This is a genomic window from Microvirga sp. HBU67558 (genome assembly GCF_018069605.1).
Lineage (GTDB): Bacteria > Pseudomonadota > Alphaproteobacteria > Rhizobiales > Beijerinckiaceae > Microvirga > Microvirga terrae.
Map to the genome: position 1 here is coordinate 1 of NZ_JAGPUP010000446.1, position 14803 is coordinate 14803.

The 14803-nt window shown below is 58.9% G+C and carries 15 protein-coding genes and 1 pseudogene; 13 read left to right on the plus strand and 3 right to left on the minus strand.

The genetic code is table 11. The features are described 5' to 3' along the window. Positions 1 to 187 precede the first annotated feature (187 nt). A complete protein-coding gene (locus tag KBI52_RS05480) occupies positions 188 to 520 on the plus strand; it encodes a hypothetical protein (protein WP_210805928.1) in 333 nt (110 codons plus the stop codon). 94 nt (positions 521 to 614) lie between these two features. Here the strand turns inward: KBI52_RS05480 and KBI52_RS05485 are convergent, their stop codons facing one another. The 3 genes from KBI52_RS05485 to KBI52_RS05495 all read right to left on the minus strand — a co-directional run bounded on the left by KBI52_RS05485 (position 615) and on the right by KBI52_RS05495 (position 4551). Then, positions 615 to 905, minus strand: coding sequence for a hypothetical protein (locus tag KBI52_RS05485; RefSeq protein ID WP_210805930.1), 291 nt, complete (start codon positions 903 to 905; stop codon positions 615 to 617). Further along, complete coding sequence (locus tag KBI52_RS05490) at positions 899 to 2644, minus strand: adenylate/guanylate cyclase domain-containing protein (RefSeq protein WP_210805932.1); 1746 nt, start codon at positions 2642 to 2644, stop codon at positions 899 to 901. Before KBI52_RS05490 ends, KBI52_RS05485 begins: the two co-directional genes overlap by 7 nt. A 149-nt stretch (positions 2645 to 2793) precedes the next feature. Then, positions 2794 to 4551 carry an adenylate/guanylate cyclase domain-containing protein gene (locus KBI52_RS05495; RefSeq protein WP_210805934.1) on the minus strand — a complete coding sequence of 586 codons (1758 nt, stop codon included), beginning with the start codon at positions 4549 to 4551 and terminating at the stop codon, positions 2794 to 2796. Between the two features lie 254 nt (positions 4552 to 4805). Between KBI52_RS05495 and KBI52_RS05500 the strand changes: the two genes are divergently transcribed. The 12 genes and pseudogenes from KBI52_RS05500 to KBI52_RS05555 form a co-directional block, all read left to right on the plus strand. Then, a complete protein-coding gene (locus KBI52_RS05500) occupies positions 4806 to 5201 on the plus strand; it encodes a hypothetical protein (protein WP_210805936.1) in 396 nt (131 codons plus the stop codon). A gap of 295 nt (positions 5202 to 5496) precedes the next feature. Next, positions 5497 to 5799 carry a hypothetical protein gene (locus KBI52_RS05505; protein ID WP_210805938.1) on the plus strand — a complete coding sequence of 101 codons (303 nt, stop codon included), beginning with the start codon at positions 5497 to 5499 and terminating at the stop codon, positions 5797 to 5799. Positions 5800 to 6133: 334 nt separating this feature from the next. Then, a complete protein-coding gene (locus KBI52_RS05510) occupies positions 6134 to 6886 on the plus strand; it encodes a response regulator transcription factor (RefSeq protein ID WP_210805940.1) in 753 nt (250 codons plus the stop codon). Beyond that, on the plus strand, positions 6879 to 7367 hold the full coding sequence (locus KBI52_RS05515) for a hypothetical protein (RefSeq protein WP_210805942.1): 489 nt from the start codon (positions 6879 to 6881) through the stop codon (positions 7365 to 7367). Before KBI52_RS05510 ends, KBI52_RS05515 begins: the two co-directional genes overlap by 8 nt. 156 nt (positions 7368 to 7523) lie before the next feature. After that, positions 7524 to 7808 (plus strand): hypothetical protein, encoded by a 285-nt coding sequence (locus tag KBI52_RS05520; RefSeq protein ID WP_210805944.1) that lies wholly within the window; start codon positions 7524 to 7526, stop codon positions 7806 to 7808. 62 nt (positions 7809 to 7870) lie between these two features. Further along, a complete protein-coding gene (gene hfq / locus KBI52_RS33955; protein ID WP_210805946.1) occupies positions 7871 to 8080 on the plus strand; it encodes an RNA chaperone Hfq in 210 nt (69 codons plus the stop codon). A 138-nt stretch (positions 8081 to 8218) separates the two neighbouring features. Then, complete coding sequence (locus KBI52_RS05530; protein ID WP_210805948.1) at positions 8219 to 8452, plus strand: hypothetical protein; 234 nt, start codon at positions 8219 to 8221, stop codon at positions 8450 to 8452. Positions 8453 to 9264: 812 nt separating this feature from the next. Beyond that, positions 9265 to 9477: a hypothetical protein gene (locus KBI52_RS05535; protein WP_210805950.1), complete on the plus strand. Its 213-nt coding sequence runs from the start codon at positions 9265 to 9267 to the stop codon at positions 9475 to 9477. Between the two features lie 1141 nt (positions 9478 to 10618). Then, the gene (locus KBI52_RS05540; RefSeq protein ID WP_210805952.1) at positions 10619 to 12001 is read left to right on the plus strand and encodes a cytochrome P450; all 1383 of its coding nucleotides are present in this window, start codon (positions 10619 to 10621) and stop codon (positions 11999 to 12001) included. A gap of 211 nt (positions 12002 to 12212) precedes the next feature. Continuing rightward, complete coding sequence (locus KBI52_RS05545; RefSeq protein WP_210805954.1) at positions 12213 to 12911, plus strand: IS6 family transposase; 699 nt, start codon at positions 12213 to 12215, stop codon at positions 12909 to 12911. Then, positions 12886 to 13830, plus strand: a pseudogene (gene groEL / locus KBI52_RS05550) (chaperonin GroEL); the annotation flags it as partial. The gene KBI52_RS05545 and the pseudogene groEL, both read left to right, overlap by 26 nt. A gap of 371 nt (positions 13831 to 14201) precedes the next feature. Next, positions 14202 to 14803: hypothetical protein (locus KBI52_RS05555; protein WP_210805956.1), on the plus strand; the 602-nt coding region annotated here is incomplete at its 3' end.

Below are 14803 nucleotides of genomic sequence, written 5' to 3' on the forward strand. Positions count from 1 at the left end.
TCCTCCTCATCGCGGAGGAGCAAAACGCAAGTCGATCCAATCAGTTCAAGCGACAACACGCCCTAATCTCTCCTAAAGCATAGACACGTCAGTTGTAACGCTGGTGTCGCGTTAGCTCTTGTTAACGGGATTGCGCGATCAATCCAGCAACGCCCATCCAGGTAATAGGTCGGCGAGCGGGGCAAAAATGAATCAGCATCCTCCAGAACTGGTTTTGGGACGCGGCGACAGCGGCTCCGCAGCCATCCAGCATTTCACAGAAACGCGATCTGATCCAATTGCCCTGCCCAAGAGCATCGCTCTTCCGGCTGAACCCGTTTTCGGCTCATCCCATTCTCATCGCGTTTGGCGGATGATGAACGCTCTAATCGATGCTCAGCCCGAATGGGCTGATGCCGACGCGTTCGAGCAGGCTCGCGAGAAGATGCTCAGGTTTGGCCTTTCAAAGGGAATGACCCTGGAGGAGCTTTTCAAACTCACGGACCCGGATGCAATTTTTGGTGCTGTGGACTGCCTCTGAAGCAAGCGAGGTAGAGTTTTGAAGGGTTTCCCGTCTGCTGAATGACTGTGGCTAACGGGTATGAACCCGCGATTTTCACCTTCAGCGCTTGCCTTCAATCCTCGTCCTCTTCCGGCAGGGACTCGATCTGCCCTATTCTCCAGGCGCGGTGGCCAGCCTGCCGCTCCAAGGCTTCAACCTGTCGCAGAAGCTGGGTCGAGAGTGTCGCTTCGCGCCGGAAACCCTCATCACCCGGATCACTCCCCAGACGTAGGTGCATGTCGCGCACCCTCGCTTCCAGGGCTCGCCTGAGAATACTCAACTGATCTTCGTTCAGTTCGAGCAACATCATTACTAATAGAAACCGTTCATTCTGGAAGCCCGGCTTTCCGTAGTCCTTCAACATACATATCGACATGGGCAAAATCGGCTCATATTCTGCCGAACCATAGCTACGTGGTATGGAGACCCAGCAATTTTGTCTCTTTGCTGCAAGTACATCTGTGCCTCCTCAAGGAGCCCCAGGTGGCCGCAGCAACTGATGAGATTGCTGTAGTAACCAACAAAGTCGGGGTATGCCTTGATTGATCTGCGGAGATGAACAAGGGCTTCAGGGAAACGCCGTGCTGTCATCAATGCCAAGCCATGAAAGACGGTGTGCAATCCGGCAAATGTGTCCAATGGGCTCATGCGGAGCGCCTGACCCGTCTCCGAGATAGCCTCATCGAACTGTCCAGCCCGCACGAGAGCCAACCCGTACATCGAGCGGCCCAAGGCCCGGTTCGGATGAGCATCAAGCGCATTGCGCAAGTGTTCCAATGCCCTGTCATGATGGCCCGATCCGCTGAGCGTCAGTCCCACAATCAAACGAGCCCAAGGTTCATCGGGGTCAAGGACCAAGGCGCGTTCAGCCAGTCCCTCAGCCTCCTTGTAGAGAGCAGTGATGGCGGCTCGGTCCGCAGGCCATTGATTGAATCCTTCCCACCACTTCGCCCATGCGAGGATCGCATAGGAACGAGCATACGAAGGTTCTCTGGCGACTGCTCGGTTGAGAAGGGTTTGCGCTTCCTGGTTTACCGTTCGGTCAACTTTGTTGATGAGGGCGAGAGCCCGAATGACAAGGCTCCAGGTGGCTATGTTCTCAGGAGTCTGATTGATAAACCGAAGGCTTTCCTCCGCATAGAGGTGAGGCTCGATGGTGGCGACAACATTCTGGGTAATCTCATCTTGGACTGCGAAGACATCATCGAGTTGCCGGTCGTACTTCTCGGCCCAAATGTGCTTGCCGGTTTCCGCGTCGATCAACTGACCTGTGACACGGATACGTTTGCCAGAAGCCCTGACACTTCCCTCCAGCACATAGCGGACGCCCAACTCGCGAGCGACTTGACGCACATCGACAGCCTTACCCTTGTAGGCGAAAGTTGAGTTTCGGGCGATGACGAACAGCCATCGGAGACGGGATAGGCCCGTGATGATGTCCTCGGTCATGCCATCGGCGAAGAACTCCTGCTCTGGATCAGGGCTCATGTTGGTGAAAGGCAGGGCGGCAATGGAGGGCCTGTCGGGCAAGGGGAGCGGTTTTGTCTCTGCCATTCTATTTGCGGCAGGCGAGGTCACCTTCACGGAATAGGCACGGACGGGCTCCTCAAAATTCTTCACCGCCTGAGAGCCAAGATCAGTAAAGGCCAGCGGCAGGGTCTTTCGGACATAGCCGTAGGCAGCTTCCGAGATGCAGATGCCACCCGGATCGGCAAGGCCCTCTGACCGAGCAGCAATGTTGACTCCGTCACCCAACAGGTCGTTGCCCTGGACCATCACATCGCCGACGTGAACTCCAATCCGGAACTGAAGACGACACTCCTCAGGAGCATCTTGGACAGCTTGGGCGAGGGCCTCCTGTACGTCCACGGCACACTGGACTGCATTTACGGCGCTTGGAAACTCGGCCAGAACACTGTCGCCTGCGGTGTTGGCGATCCGGCCACCATGTTCCGATATCAGGCGATCCATGATCTCGCGATGAACGGTCAGCATGCGGAGCGTCCCGACTTCGTCCCGCTCCATCAGGCGCGAGTAGCCCGCCACGTCAGCCGCGAAGATAGCTGCGAGCCGCCGCTCGATCTGGCGCTCCTGCCGATCCATAAAACCCCTCGGTGCCGCTCCGGAGAGAATTGTGCTGCGGGTGGGGCGAGGTGTCCAGCCTGCTTCCACTGATAGAAGTACTCTTATTGTTAAGCTTGATACGAGACGATATGAGTGTGGATGGTCGTGTGATAATTTGACAGGAGGGGTCACACTTGTACTCCAGCCCCTCGCAAACCATCGAACAAGAGTTCCCGCTTCTCGGGATTGCGGTAGCATGTCCGGTTCAAGTGGGTTCGCATCGCTTCCCAGCGGGTGGATTGCAACACACGTCCAACTTCTGCCGCCTCGGCCAGTCGCCCCATCTGTGCCAGCGCTGCGGTTAAATAGCGAAGCGAGATGGGATGATCGGGGTTCATCTCCAGGGCTCGCCGCGTGAACTGCTCCGTCTCTTCGAAGCGGCTCTCCATGAAATGCACCGCCCCGATTGCGTTCAGCGTAATATAACCTCGCGGGTCCAGTGGGTTCAGCCGACGTGCCTTCTCCAAGCAGGCGAGGGCGCGCTCGCACTCGTCGGTGTAGATCAGCACCCACCCGCAATTCGTCAGGACATACGATGAGTTGGGCTGAAGATACAGGGCGCGCTCGCAGAAGGTGACGGCTCGCTCCAGAACGCCTGAGAGCGAGGCCAAGGACCACGCAGCAACGGCGAGCACCCGCGCATTGTCCGGGTCGCACTGAACCGCTTGGAGAGCCGCCTCACGGCTCCGGGCCGCATGGGCATCCCAATCTTCGGTCCAACCTCCCACCATCAGACGGCCTCGACAATCGGCAAGGGCACCCCAGGCTTCGGCATAGCCGGGATCACGTTCGACAGCTTGCCGCAGCAGCGTCTCGGCGCGGCGAAAGCCCTGCTCGGTGAAGGCGTAAAACTCAGGCAGGGCGCGAAGATAGAGGTCATACGCCTCCAGGTTATTGGTCACTTTGGCTCTGGCCCGCTCGATCTCAGCCGCTTGCAAGCTGGGTTCGATGGCCGACACTACGCTCTCGGTGATCTCGTCCTGTAAAGCGAAGATGTCCATCAGGTCGCGGTCGAAGCGACCAGCCCAGATATCTGCGCCTGTGACGGCCTCGACCAATTGGGCCGTGATCCGCACCCGATTGCCTGCCTTGCGGACGGAGCCTTCCAGCACGTAGCGAACGCCAAGCTGGCGACTGACCTGCTTGATATCCACGGCTCGGCCTTTCAGCGTGAAGACCGAGTTGCGAGCGATAACGAACAGCCACCGGCAGCGGGAGAGCGCCACGATCAGGTCCTCCGTGATCCCATCAGCGAAATACTCCTGCTCGGGGTCGCCGCTCAGGTTCATAAAGGGCAGGACGGCAATGAACGGCTTATTGGGAAAAGGAAACTTTGGTCCAAGCGTCCGAATAGGAGTGGTCCCACAGAGTGCGTAGACCCGTACCGGACGGGCGATGTTCTTGAGATTCTGCTCTCCCCTGTCCTCAAACGAAAGATCGAGCTTGCCCTGAAGCTCGTCGTAGACCTTGCCTGAGATACAGATGCCGCCAGGGTCAGCGATGCTCTCCAAGCGAGAGGCCACATTCACACTATCACCGAGAATGTCACCATCATCACCGATGAGAATATCTCCCAGGTTGATGCCAATTCGGAGTTGCACATCGGGGTATTCATGCTGGTGATCGGCAATGGCGGTTTGCGTCTCCGCTGCGCATAGAACAGCTTCGACCGGACTGGCGAACTCCAGGAGTGCCCCGTCGCCCATAGTCTTTACGATGCGTCCTTGATGCCGCGCGGCGGCGGGTTCAATCATCTCGGAGAAGATGGTGCGGATTGCCGAGAGTGTGCTGGCCTCGTCCGCTTCCATCAGCCCGGATGCACCCACCACGTCAACCGCAAGGATGGCCGCAAGTCGCCGTTCGACCTTATGCTCCTGCCGATCCATGGGACCCTCGGCGCGAACTCGGAGGGAATTGTGAGGCGGGCTTGGTGAGGTGTCCAGTCTCTATAGGGAACACGAGGTCTTCCGAGGGCCAGAATGGCGAGCCATCCTGTGGGATAGGCATTTGTGCGATGGGTATGTGCTCACAGTGGGGTGAGAAGGCGCACTAACATAGCCGCCAAAATCGGCTATAATGTTCGCGAAGTTAGTGCTGCGTCAATCTGGGCGGTCTCTCTACTCCTGCGGGGGGGCCTGCGATGACAAAGCCGCTCCTGGCCGTTGGCTTCTGGTGTGTTGCTTTCTTCCTTGCCATCGTAGGTCTCATCACAACCGGCCCCGGCAATCCCCGCTTCACCGGCACGGTTGTTTTTGATTTCAAGCCGTTCTGCCAAAGCTTCGTTGTCCAAACCGACAAAGGCTTTGTGCTGTTGGAGTGGGAGGACGGTACCCTGTTCTTCGGTGAAGGTGACAGCATCCTGGGGCCGCTGCACACGAATGGGCTCCAATCCTTGAATGTCGAGGGACGCGGTGTGATGACGGCGCGGTTCGAGACCTGGGTTCCTGATCTTGCTGCCGCGCAAGAAGCGTTTCGCGAGCGCTGCCGCCTTGCTCCCAGCACACCCCTGGCTGGGCCAGCACGAGAACAGAACTGAGGCCGTATATCTGCGAAAGGCAGACATATACAAAATAGTGAGCCTCATTGTCGGGTTTCCAACAGACAGGTGCCGTCTTCTCCAGTATTTCCTACCTCGCCTTCAGCAGAAACATCTAAGCAGTACGGATCGGCACCAATCAGTATTCTCCTACTGAGGCGTTCGGAGCCATCTCACAACTGATGTATGCTGGAGCGGGATAGTTTAGGGATGAACGTTTCTTGAAGTTGCGCCTGTGCCGAGCCTGATGACCTGACCACAGGGACGGCTCGGCACAGGCCAATCGGGGGCTCCAATGCAGAACCAGCAGCATGTCTCCTCTGCGCTGAACCGCCTGATCGTCGGTGGCCGCGAACGCTTCGACTTGCAGGACCTGTTGCAGAGCACGTCACGGACTCTGTCGAACCTTGATTTCGAGCATCGGCATGAGGTGCAGCGCCTGGAGCGCAGCAGAACCGATCCTGTGCTGAAGAAGCAGATCGTTGAGAACCTTCAGCGACGGCACCGCGAGCGGCGTCAGCCTTATGTGATGCTGATTGCCGAACTCCAGAAGCACCTCTCATCAGCCATGGCGGATGGCCTCCAAGCGGCAGGCTGATCAATCTTATCGTTTCACCGGCCTTCTGCCCCTACGGGCCGGGACCTCCAGCGCCCGTGAGGGCGCTTTTTCTTGGTTGCGGCGATCCTGCAAGCTTAGAAGGGCGGTAGATGTTGGTGCGAACGTTTCATTGTATCTTATACTGCGAGGATGCTCAGGCAATACTCGCTCTTCGTGAGACATCTCGGCTTCATCATGCACAATCACAGAGATGTGACTGCATGTCACGGTTAGGAGTCTTAGTCTAACTGGAGGACTGTCTGGAATCCGACAGACGTAGCTCTCCTGACCTATTAATTTTCTCTTAAGGGAAGAAATTACGCAGGGGGCATAGATGGCTACGCTGACGCTTGTAGATGATCGCTTGTCGGACACGAACACTTCGTCCACCAGCCATACCGCAGCAATTCCAACGGCCCTGATCTGCGATAACTTCCTTTTGCGCTCGGGGCTTCGACACATCCTACAGGACACACCGTTTGCTCTCGCCACAGCCGCCTCTGAATCACGATTGCTTCAGCATGCGGCTTTTGAGCCTGCCCTGATCCTTGTCGATACCCATCAAGCCACTGAGCGTCTGCTTGAGATCATCCGGCAGTTGCGAGAGCAGTTCCCGCAGGCGCGGGTCGTGGCTCTGGCGGATCAGTTCGACCTCAGCTTTGTGCGCTCCGGTTATGAGGTTGGGGTGAATGGCTTTTGTTCAGCAGCCAGTGCTGCCGACGTTCTGACCAAGTCGCTTGAACTCGTGATGCTCGGCGAGACCGTACTGCCCTTTGAGGTCCTGCGCCCTTTCGTGGACGGTGCTCGCCAGAACCAGGAGCAGCCTCTCCACGGCAGCATGGCAGGCTCAAATCCGTCTGACCTGAATGCTTGCAAGCTCTCAGTGCGAGAGCGGGAAATCCTGGGATGCTTGACGCAAGGGGAGCCGAACAAGGTCATAGCGCGCAAGCTCGACATCACGGAAGCCACCATCAAGGTCCACGTCAAAGCCATCCTGCGCAAGATCGGAGCGTCCAACCGCACCCAAGCTGCCATCTGGGCCTCTCAGCGCCTGACGCAGCGAGGTGGAGCGTCGGTGAATGACTGAGGTGAAGATTGCGGTGGGAGATCAGGTCCGGGTCCACCTCCATCCAGCCCGTCCATGGAAGAGCTTTTCCGAGGGGGTGGTCAGGCGGGTGGACGTGACCACTCCGGAAGGACGCTTTTTCGTGCTGGAAATCAAAAGTGAGGTCCTTCTCGACCAGCCGCACCGGATCAGGCCCGATTTCCACGATTACGTCCCGTATGAATGCCGGAATGACTTCCCTGGAAGGATCGAGGTCCTGTCCGTAGCAGCCGACCTGGAGCAAGAGCCTACGGTCACTCTACCGTTGATGGACTCACGGGAAGAGGTGAAGCAAGAAGCCGACGAGCAGCATCCGGCTAACGCGCAGACCCATTCCAGGATTGCGGTCGAACAGATACCCGAAGCCGAGACCTTCGCCGAACCAACTCAGGTTGAAATTGAGCATCAGCCTGCCCCAGTACGTGCTGGCCTGATAGCCACCCTGTTTGGGCGGAAAGAATGATGATCGAGGCAGGATTCGCGTGGAAGGAGCGCCGTAAACGTCAAACCCCTGGCACAGCCCAAACATCCAGTTCGCCTGCGCCCTCACGCAGTTGCCTTCTTTCTGCCGCATCCGCCTGTAGCCTGAAAGGACAAGCTTAGAGGCCGATGCACCCCCATGAAGGAACTCGCCCTTGTTGTGGACGAACGAGAGTTGAGTACCATCCGTGCCGCCCTTCTCCTCCTCCAAGAGCACGTTGATGCCCTTCCTGAAGACCTCGCCGAGATGGTAGCGGCGCACGGAGCGCCGATGGCGGTGCCCGAGATTGAGCGTCTCAGCCTTCGTCTTCGCGAGACAGCAAGACCGATCCGGGACTACGCTGAGCGGGAGTTCCCACAGGCGGCGAGGGTTGTTGAGGTGGGGCGGCTTCCCGCAATTCCAGTTACCCAGGGCCGAATGTGAGCGGTGCCGTAGTGCCGAGGGGGTCAACCGTGACTGTACAAAGGACCCCGACGATCCAGGACATGTTCCTCAGACAACTTTGCGACAGTGAAGTTGAGGTTATGATGTTCCTCGTGAACGGGATCAAACTCGTGGGCCGGATCAAACGGTTTGACAGTTATACGGTGCAACTTGCCCGAGGTAGCGGGACACAGGTCGTGTACAAGCATGCGATCTCGGCGATAAACCCAGCAGAGCCCGTTGAACTGTTAGACCCAGCCTCATTTGAGTGAGGAACTCCGTTCTCAAGTCCTTGCTGAAGTTGCGGCTCAGGTTCCGGCTGAAGAACGTCGGCCACGCAAAGGGTGCTTTCTGCCTTCCGACGAAATACGTTTCAGTAACTGCACCATGTCGATCCGACAGGAGCCTCCATGAAGAAGGCACGTAAGCTCTACGAAAGCCCAAGCGGCGACCGCTGGTATCTGGTTGCAGACCCTTCAGGGACTGTGTTCATCCATCATGAAGCCAATCTGGCTTCCGGAGGACGGGTGGAACATGAGGAGCTTGCGGCCTTCCTGCGTCGCGGCTTGGGCCCGGAACAGCAGGAACTGCTGCGTCTGATCGGAACCCTCACCGAGGAGCACCCCGCAGCGACAGGGAAGTGATGGCCACGGCCAAGGTCATCGAACGGCAGAAGCACTTCCCCAAGAAGCGCCGTCACCCCAACCGCCACGGTTAGCTGCACGACTGGAGATCAAGTGCCGAGAGGGTCAGTTATCGCCGGTTCCACGGCCATGCAGGATCGGATTTCTCGTGGACCAGTCGGAGCGCTTCTGAGGACAGGCTGAGCGGAGACTTTGAACCACTCGGCTGGGCCAGCTTTGGGCTACGCCGCTCCTCCCGTTTGTACACGCGCAATGCCTCTGCCGACAGTTTCGGCAACCCCTCACTGACTATTCGCTGACGCAACTCCTGTAGGGTCTTCTCAGGGTCGTCGGGCATGGCTGATCCCGCAGCCGGAAGAGCACGGAATCGATATCAGCGCAGAACGACAAGGAAGGTTCCGTGCTGCTCTAAAGTCGCTGTGCCAGCGCAGCGGTGCACGACTTCAGCATATTGCCCCTCGTAACACTGAACCATGCTCGGAGCTTCTGTGGAGGATAGAAGACAAAATCCTGCTCCATTGATGCTCTACCTGGAAGGACACTGTCCCGGAGCGATGACCATCAAGGAAGGCTGGTTCGATGCAAAAGCCCTTCTCGCGATACTTGGAGGCTGTCGAAGCGCATCTTCCCTCCGAGCATCATCCACTTCTGCGAAACAGCCTCTATTTGGCGATCTTGGATTGGTACACTGATGGCATCGACCCGATAGATGCGGCTGCTCGGATCAGACATGCGGTGACGGGATAGATTTGGCACCCAGGCACGGCGGTCATCGTTGTCGCAGAGGATGTGATATCCCCTTGGAGGCGATGATGGCCCATTCAAAGCAGCCCGATCAGGATACGGGTCTCGAAAACCTGAGCGTTAACAGCAGTCGCCGCAGCGGTGTGAAAGAAGACGGAACCGGCAATTCTGCCCACCAGAATGGGAAGCACGATCCAACCGAGAGTGCGAAGGTGCCGGATCAGCAAATCCCGGTGGAGCAGTCGCCCGAGATTGATGATACGGAAGGGCACCCAACCTAACTAAGCGCCTCCTGTCACTATAACTTGGCATGGGAACGAGACCGTTCAGGTCCATTCTGCCTCTTCGGCTATACTCCCTTTGCGCCGGATACCTCGCTCGGCAAGTGGATTAAATTGTCAGCAAGGCATCGTATTCCTTACTCATAGGAAGCAAGGGATGGCAGTTCCTCAGGCCGTCAGCTTTCACAGCCGCCCACGAGGAGTCGCTTGGACCGGGGTCACAGTCCTTGTCGGGTCTGTTGTTCTTGCCATAGCCCTTCTGGCAACCACCTGACTCGGCGATAACCTGAAGCTTCAGGTCCCAAACCGTTGCGCCTGACCCGCCGCACGGGTCTGCTCTCTGTCGATGCGAGACAGAGCGACTGCAATGTCGAGGGGCAGAGGTTGCTTGATCACATCGGCATAGAAGGAGCGCATGTCCTGCGCAATCCGGCGCAATAGCTCTACGTCTGGGATAGTTGGGCGTCCCTTACTAAGGCCGATCTCGTTTCCCATTACCACCTCCCAGCCTGCCGCTTCTCATGAAATGCAGCGATTCGGCTGAGAAAGAGGCGGGTAGGAAATCGTTAACTATAATCGCCATGGCCTGTGAATAACGGGTATAACCCACGGCCTGCACGTTGCTGGTGCTTGCTGGTGCGCAGCCTCAACCGGAGCCTGGTTCAGTCAGACTTGAAGGAGATCAAGGGATTTCCGTCATGGGGGAATGGCAGTATCGGACCTCCGCTACCATAAGCCCAAGGCCTTTTTCAGCATTTCCCGAGTTGCCGATCAGATCCGGTACCAAGCTGGTACCAACTGGCTCGCACCGAGCGGCCGAAAATTCCCCTGGCTGAACACTGCTCCGAAGGATTGAACGCCCAATTCCTGTTCGGGGGATTCCCAGGTCTTCCCGCGAGCTTGGCTGATCGCAAAGGATCAGTTTCGAAATCCACGATCAGCCTTCACATCCAAGCAGCTGAACCCATTCCCTGGTCCTGACATCATTCGCTGGTACCCAATCCCTCCAGACGGTGCTTAGCGCCTCCATATCCTACGAGGCGAAAGTTTTGAGCCCGTGTGGTCGAATGGGTTGAGCCGTCTATCCTTGGTGCTCGCTCCGCATCTCTGCTTTGGAGGCTTAACGTGCTAAACATAGCCGATGCAGACCTCCGTCGCGCCTGAGGGTATTCGGGCCTTCGTCCCGCCGCACCCGGATCCTGCTCCGGAGAACCTCTCACCGCGCCAACTCGCCTCGCTGATGCGCACCAACAACATTCGTGTCTGGTCGCAGCGGGCCTATGAGGAGGAGGTGGTCGTCCGCCGCTTCTTCGGCCGCTCCTCAGTTCTGTTCAATGCTCCCGACGCAATCCGCCATGTTTTGGTCGACCACCCGGAGGCTTATGGCCGAACCCGCGCCACCCTCCGGATCCTCAAACCGCTGCTCGGGGAAGGGCTGTTCACCAGCGAGGGGCCGTCCTGGCGCCACCAGCGGCGCACCCTGGCGCCGGCCTTCACGCCGCGCTCGGTGGAGCTGCTCATCCCACATATCCGGTCAGTCACGACTGAGATGATCGGTGGTCTTACCGCCGCTGAGAAGGAGCAGGTGGATCTCTTTCCCATGATCCAACGCTTGGCGCTCGAGATTGCGGGCCGCACGATGTTCTCCCTCGAGATGGGGCAGCACGGCCCCGCCCTCCGGGACCAGATCATGCGCTATGGCCAGAGGCTTGGCCGACCGCACCTGTTCGACTTTGTGGTTCCGATCGGCCTCCCCACACCCCACGATCTGGCGCGGGCCTGGTTCCGGCGTGGCTGGATTCGGCTGATCGAGCAGATCCTGGCCGAGAGGCTGACAGCCAAAGCCCATGCGAGTGGTCCGCGCGATCTGCTCGACCTGCTCATGGCCGCCCGTGATCCGGAGAGCGGCCAGGGGTTCTCCCCCCGCCAGCTGCGCGATCAGATCGCCACAATGATTCTAGCCGGACACGAGACCACGGCGGTGGCGCTGTGCTGGTCGGTGTATCTGCTGGCCCAGGTGCCGGAGGTGCAGGAGCGAATCGCCCAGGAGGCTGCCACAGTCCTAGCGGACAGCGGGGAGGAATCCCAACTCAGCAAGCTGACTTACACGCGGGCGGTGCTGGATGAGGTCATGCGCCTCTACCCGCCGGCCTATGTGATCGTCCGGGCAGCCCGCCAGCCAGACAATGTCGCAGGGGTTGTGATGAAGCCAGGCGACCTTGCGATCATCTCGCCTTGGGTGCTGCATCGGCACCAGAAGCGCTGGCATGATCCGGACGCGTTTGTCCCCGAGCGATTTCTGCCCGGTGCCGCAGCCATCGATCGCTTCGCGTACTTGCCCTTTGGTGTCGGGCCTCGCGTGTGCATTGGCGCTCACTTCGCCCTCACCGAGGCGACCTTGGTGCAGGCCGAACTCATGCGCTCGTTCCGGATTGAGCTGGTGACAAGTCGGCCGGTCTTGCCCGTTGCAGTGGTGACCACCCAGCCGGATCACGCGCCGCTGTTCCGCCTGCGACTCCGATAGGCTTCTGCCGGGATGATGAGCTTTCCGGCGTCGGATAACCCTCTAGGTCCATGTATAGGTATCAATTGAGAGGAGGAAGTCATGGCAAGAACGACCAAGTCGGTTAGCCGGCCCGCAAGACGGAGCGGGGAGCTTCCAAGAAGGATCTGTCGCAAGAATTTGTTTCAGAGTTTCAGATACTCTGCCGGAAGTCTTAGTGGCGGAGGGCGGGGTGTTCAAGGGCAGGCATTTTGATCGATCCGTGATCCTGCTCTGCATCCGGTGGTATTTGGCTTATAGCCTCAGCCTCCGGAACTTAGAGGAGATGATGGCAGAGCGCGGCATCTCCGTCGACCACGCGACCATCCACAGATGGGGCATTCGCTACTCACCCGAACTGCTGAAGCGCTTCAATTCATGCAAGCGATCCGTCACTGGCAAGTGGCACATCGATGAGACTTACATCAAGGTTCGCGGGCAGTGGCGGTATCTCTACCGCGCAATCGACAGCAACGGTGATACGGTCGAGTTCTGGTTCAGCGAACGGCGCAACCTGGCAGCCGCCAAGCGGTTCCTGCGCAAGGCTCTCAAGCGGCATGGCCGGCCTGAGAGGATCGTCATCGACGGCAGCCAAACCAATCAGGAAGCCATCATGTCGTGTGATGTCGAGAGCCGGTTGCAGGACCGGTCAAGGCGCAAGCTGAAGCCGATCCGGATCCGGCGAAGTGCCTACCTGAACAATCGCATCGAACAGGATCATCGAGCCATCAAGAGGCGAGTGCGGCCAATGCTCGGGTTCAAGGCGATGAATAGCGCTCGTGTGATCCTGGGCGGCATTGAGATGATCCACATGATGCGCAAGCAGCAGGCGATCTACGCCCGGAATCCGCAGCCCTCACTCGCCGAGCAGTTTGAGAGGCTTGCTGCCTGAAGCCAAGGCGATGCTCCAACCATTCTCTCGCATCCTTTCCAGATTTGCGACACAGCCGGCCACTCTCGTAGTCAACAAGCTGCGTGGCGGCCTGAAGATCGCTGCCGTCAAGGCTCCCGGCTTCGGCGACCGTCGCAAGGCCATGCTTGAGGACATCGCGATACTGACCGCCGGTCAGACCATCTCGGAAGACCTTGGCATCAAGCTCGAGAATGTCACCCTCGATATGCTGGGTCGGGCCAAGACCATTAGGGTGGAGAAGGAAAACACCACCATTGTCAGCGGGGCGGGCGACCGGCGGGACATCGAGGCACGCATCCAGCAGATCAAGGCACAGATCGAGGAGACCACCTCGGACTACGACCGTGAGAAGCTGCAGGAGCGCCTCGCCAAGCTCGCCGGGGGCGTTGCAGTGATCCGTGTCGGCGGGAGCACCGAGATTGAGGTGAAGGAAAAGAAGGATCGCGTCGACGACGCGCTGCACGCCACGAAGGCGGCGGTTGAGGAGGGCATTGTTCCCGGTGGCGGCACTGCTCTGCTGCGCGCCAAGGCGGCGGTCGCCAAGCTGAAGAGCGACAACCCGGACATCCAGGCCGGCATCAACATTGTGCTGCGCGCGCTTGAGGCTCCGATTCGCCAGATCGCCGAGAATGCTGGCGTCGAAGGCTCGATCGTGGTCGGCAAGATCACGGACAACACGCAGTCCGAAACCTTTGGCTTTGATGCTCAGACGGAGGAGTTCGTGGATCTGCTGCAAGCCGGTATTGTGGATCCAGCGAAGGTCGTCCGCACGGCTCTCCAGGATGCTTCTTCGGTTGCTGGCCTCCTCGTCACCACCGAGGCTATGGTGGCCGAGTTGCCGAAGAAGGAATCCGCTCCGGCGATGCCGGGTGGAGGAATGGGCGGCATGGACTTCTAACCCAGACAGCGAAGCAAGGCCCTGGAGACACCCGGGCCTTGCTCTTATGCCTCTACTGGCCTGTTACCGGATAGCTTTTGCCAGCCGGCTGTGTTTAGCGCTGAAGCCTCGGATCTTTCATCGGATGCATTGCCTGGACTGATCCGAGGCCTGTTTAGGATCGTCTCAGACGAGCGCTCAGGGCCTCTCCTTGGGAGAGGCCAAACGCAGGATGGATCGAGCTGATGTCCGTGGCACAGGCGTCTGGTCTCCACAAATCCGCTCGCAGATGGACCAGGGAACGTGTCCCGCAGCTTGGCCTGAAATGGTCACATTCGTGCGCAACCTCAGTGGTGACGCTTCGTTAATTATTTCTGCGCCCAAGGCCGCCAATGCTCCGACCTCTTGTTGCCCTTGCCCTCGTGCTCGCGACACCAACCTTCGCTCAGACCTATAGTCGTCCAGAGATCATCCGCGGGCCCTGCCGCCCTGATGGCTGCGACGAGTTCGCCATCCTGGCGGCCTCTCCCCTGACCGAGACAGGGGAGGGCACACTCATGCAGACCCGGGTGAAGACCTTCCATGCGAGTTCATCTGGACGCAGGGAACTCAGCGAGGAGAACGGGTATGTGTACTGCTCGCGAACCAGGCCGGCGATCGTGGCCGAGAAGGCTGGGCGCACGATGGCGTTTTATCTCGCGTCGTTCGCCACGAAGGAGAGCCGTGAGACCATCCGCCAGAACGCCAACTTCCATGCCCTGTACTTCAGCATCTGCCATGGCCTGGAAGCAGGCCGGGCAGCAGTCCAAAACCTGCCGGGTGTGGCCCATGAGCTTGGCTACCGGGTTGCGCTACCCCAGTCGCAGTCCGTGGCCCTGAACCGGGTCGAGGATATCCTGCCGCCCGAGAGCCGGCGCTCAGCCGAGGCTAGACATGACCTGCGCCCGGTTCCCCCGGTGAGCATGCCGCCGGGCGCTGCACGGCGGGACTGGGC

Bases quoted from the DNA above. Each gene is read 5' to 3' on its own strand.
- KBI52_RS05480 (WP_210805928.1), top strand. From the start codon at position 188: ATGAATCAGCATCCTCCAGAACTGGTTTTGGGACGCGGCGACAGCGGC.
- KBI52_RS05485 (WP_210805930.1), bottom strand. From the start codon at position 905: ATGTTGAAGGACTACGGAAAGCCGGGCTTCCAGAATGAACGGTTTCTA.
- KBI52_RS05490 (WP_210805932.1), bottom strand. From the start codon at position 2,644: ATGGATCGGCAGGAGCGCCAGATCGAGCGGCGGCTCGCAGCTATCTTC.
- KBI52_RS05495 (WP_210805934.1), bottom strand. From the start codon at position 4,551: ATGGATCGGCAGGAGCATAAGGTCGAACGGCGACTTGCGGCCATCCTT.
- KBI52_RS05500 (WP_210805936.1), top strand. From the start codon at position 4,806: ATGACAAAGCCGCTCCTGGCCGTTGGCTTCTGGTGTGTTGCTTTCTTC.
- KBI52_RS05505 (WP_210805938.1), top strand. From the start codon at position 5,497: ATGCAGAACCAGCAGCATGTCTCCTCTGCGCTGAACCGCCTGATCGTC.
- KBI52_RS05510 (WP_210805940.1), top strand. From the start codon at position 6,134: ATGGCTACGCTGACGCTTGTAGATGATCGCTTGTCGGACACGAACACT.
- KBI52_RS05515 (WP_210805942.1), top strand. From the start codon at position 6,879: ATGACTGAGGTGAAGATTGCGGTGGGAGATCAGGTCCGGGTCCACCTC.
- KBI52_RS05520 (WP_210805944.1), top strand. From the start codon at position 7,524: ATGAAGGAACTCGCCCTTGTTGTGGACGAACGAGAGTTGAGTACCATC.
- hfq (WP_210805946.1), top strand. From the start codon at position 7,871: ATGTTCCTCAGACAACTTTGCGACAGTGAAGTTGAGGTTATGATGTTC.
- KBI52_RS05530 (WP_210805948.1), top strand. From the start codon at position 8,219: ATGAAGAAGGCACGTAAGCTCTACGAAAGCCCAAGCGGCGACCGCTGG.
- KBI52_RS05535 (WP_210805950.1), top strand. From the start codon at position 9,265: ATGGCCCATTCAAAGCAGCCCGATCAGGATACGGGTCTCGAAAACCTG.
- KBI52_RS05540 (WP_210805952.1), top strand. From the start codon at position 10,619: ATGCAGACCTCCGTCGCGCCTGAGGGTATTCGGGCCTTCGTCCCGCCG.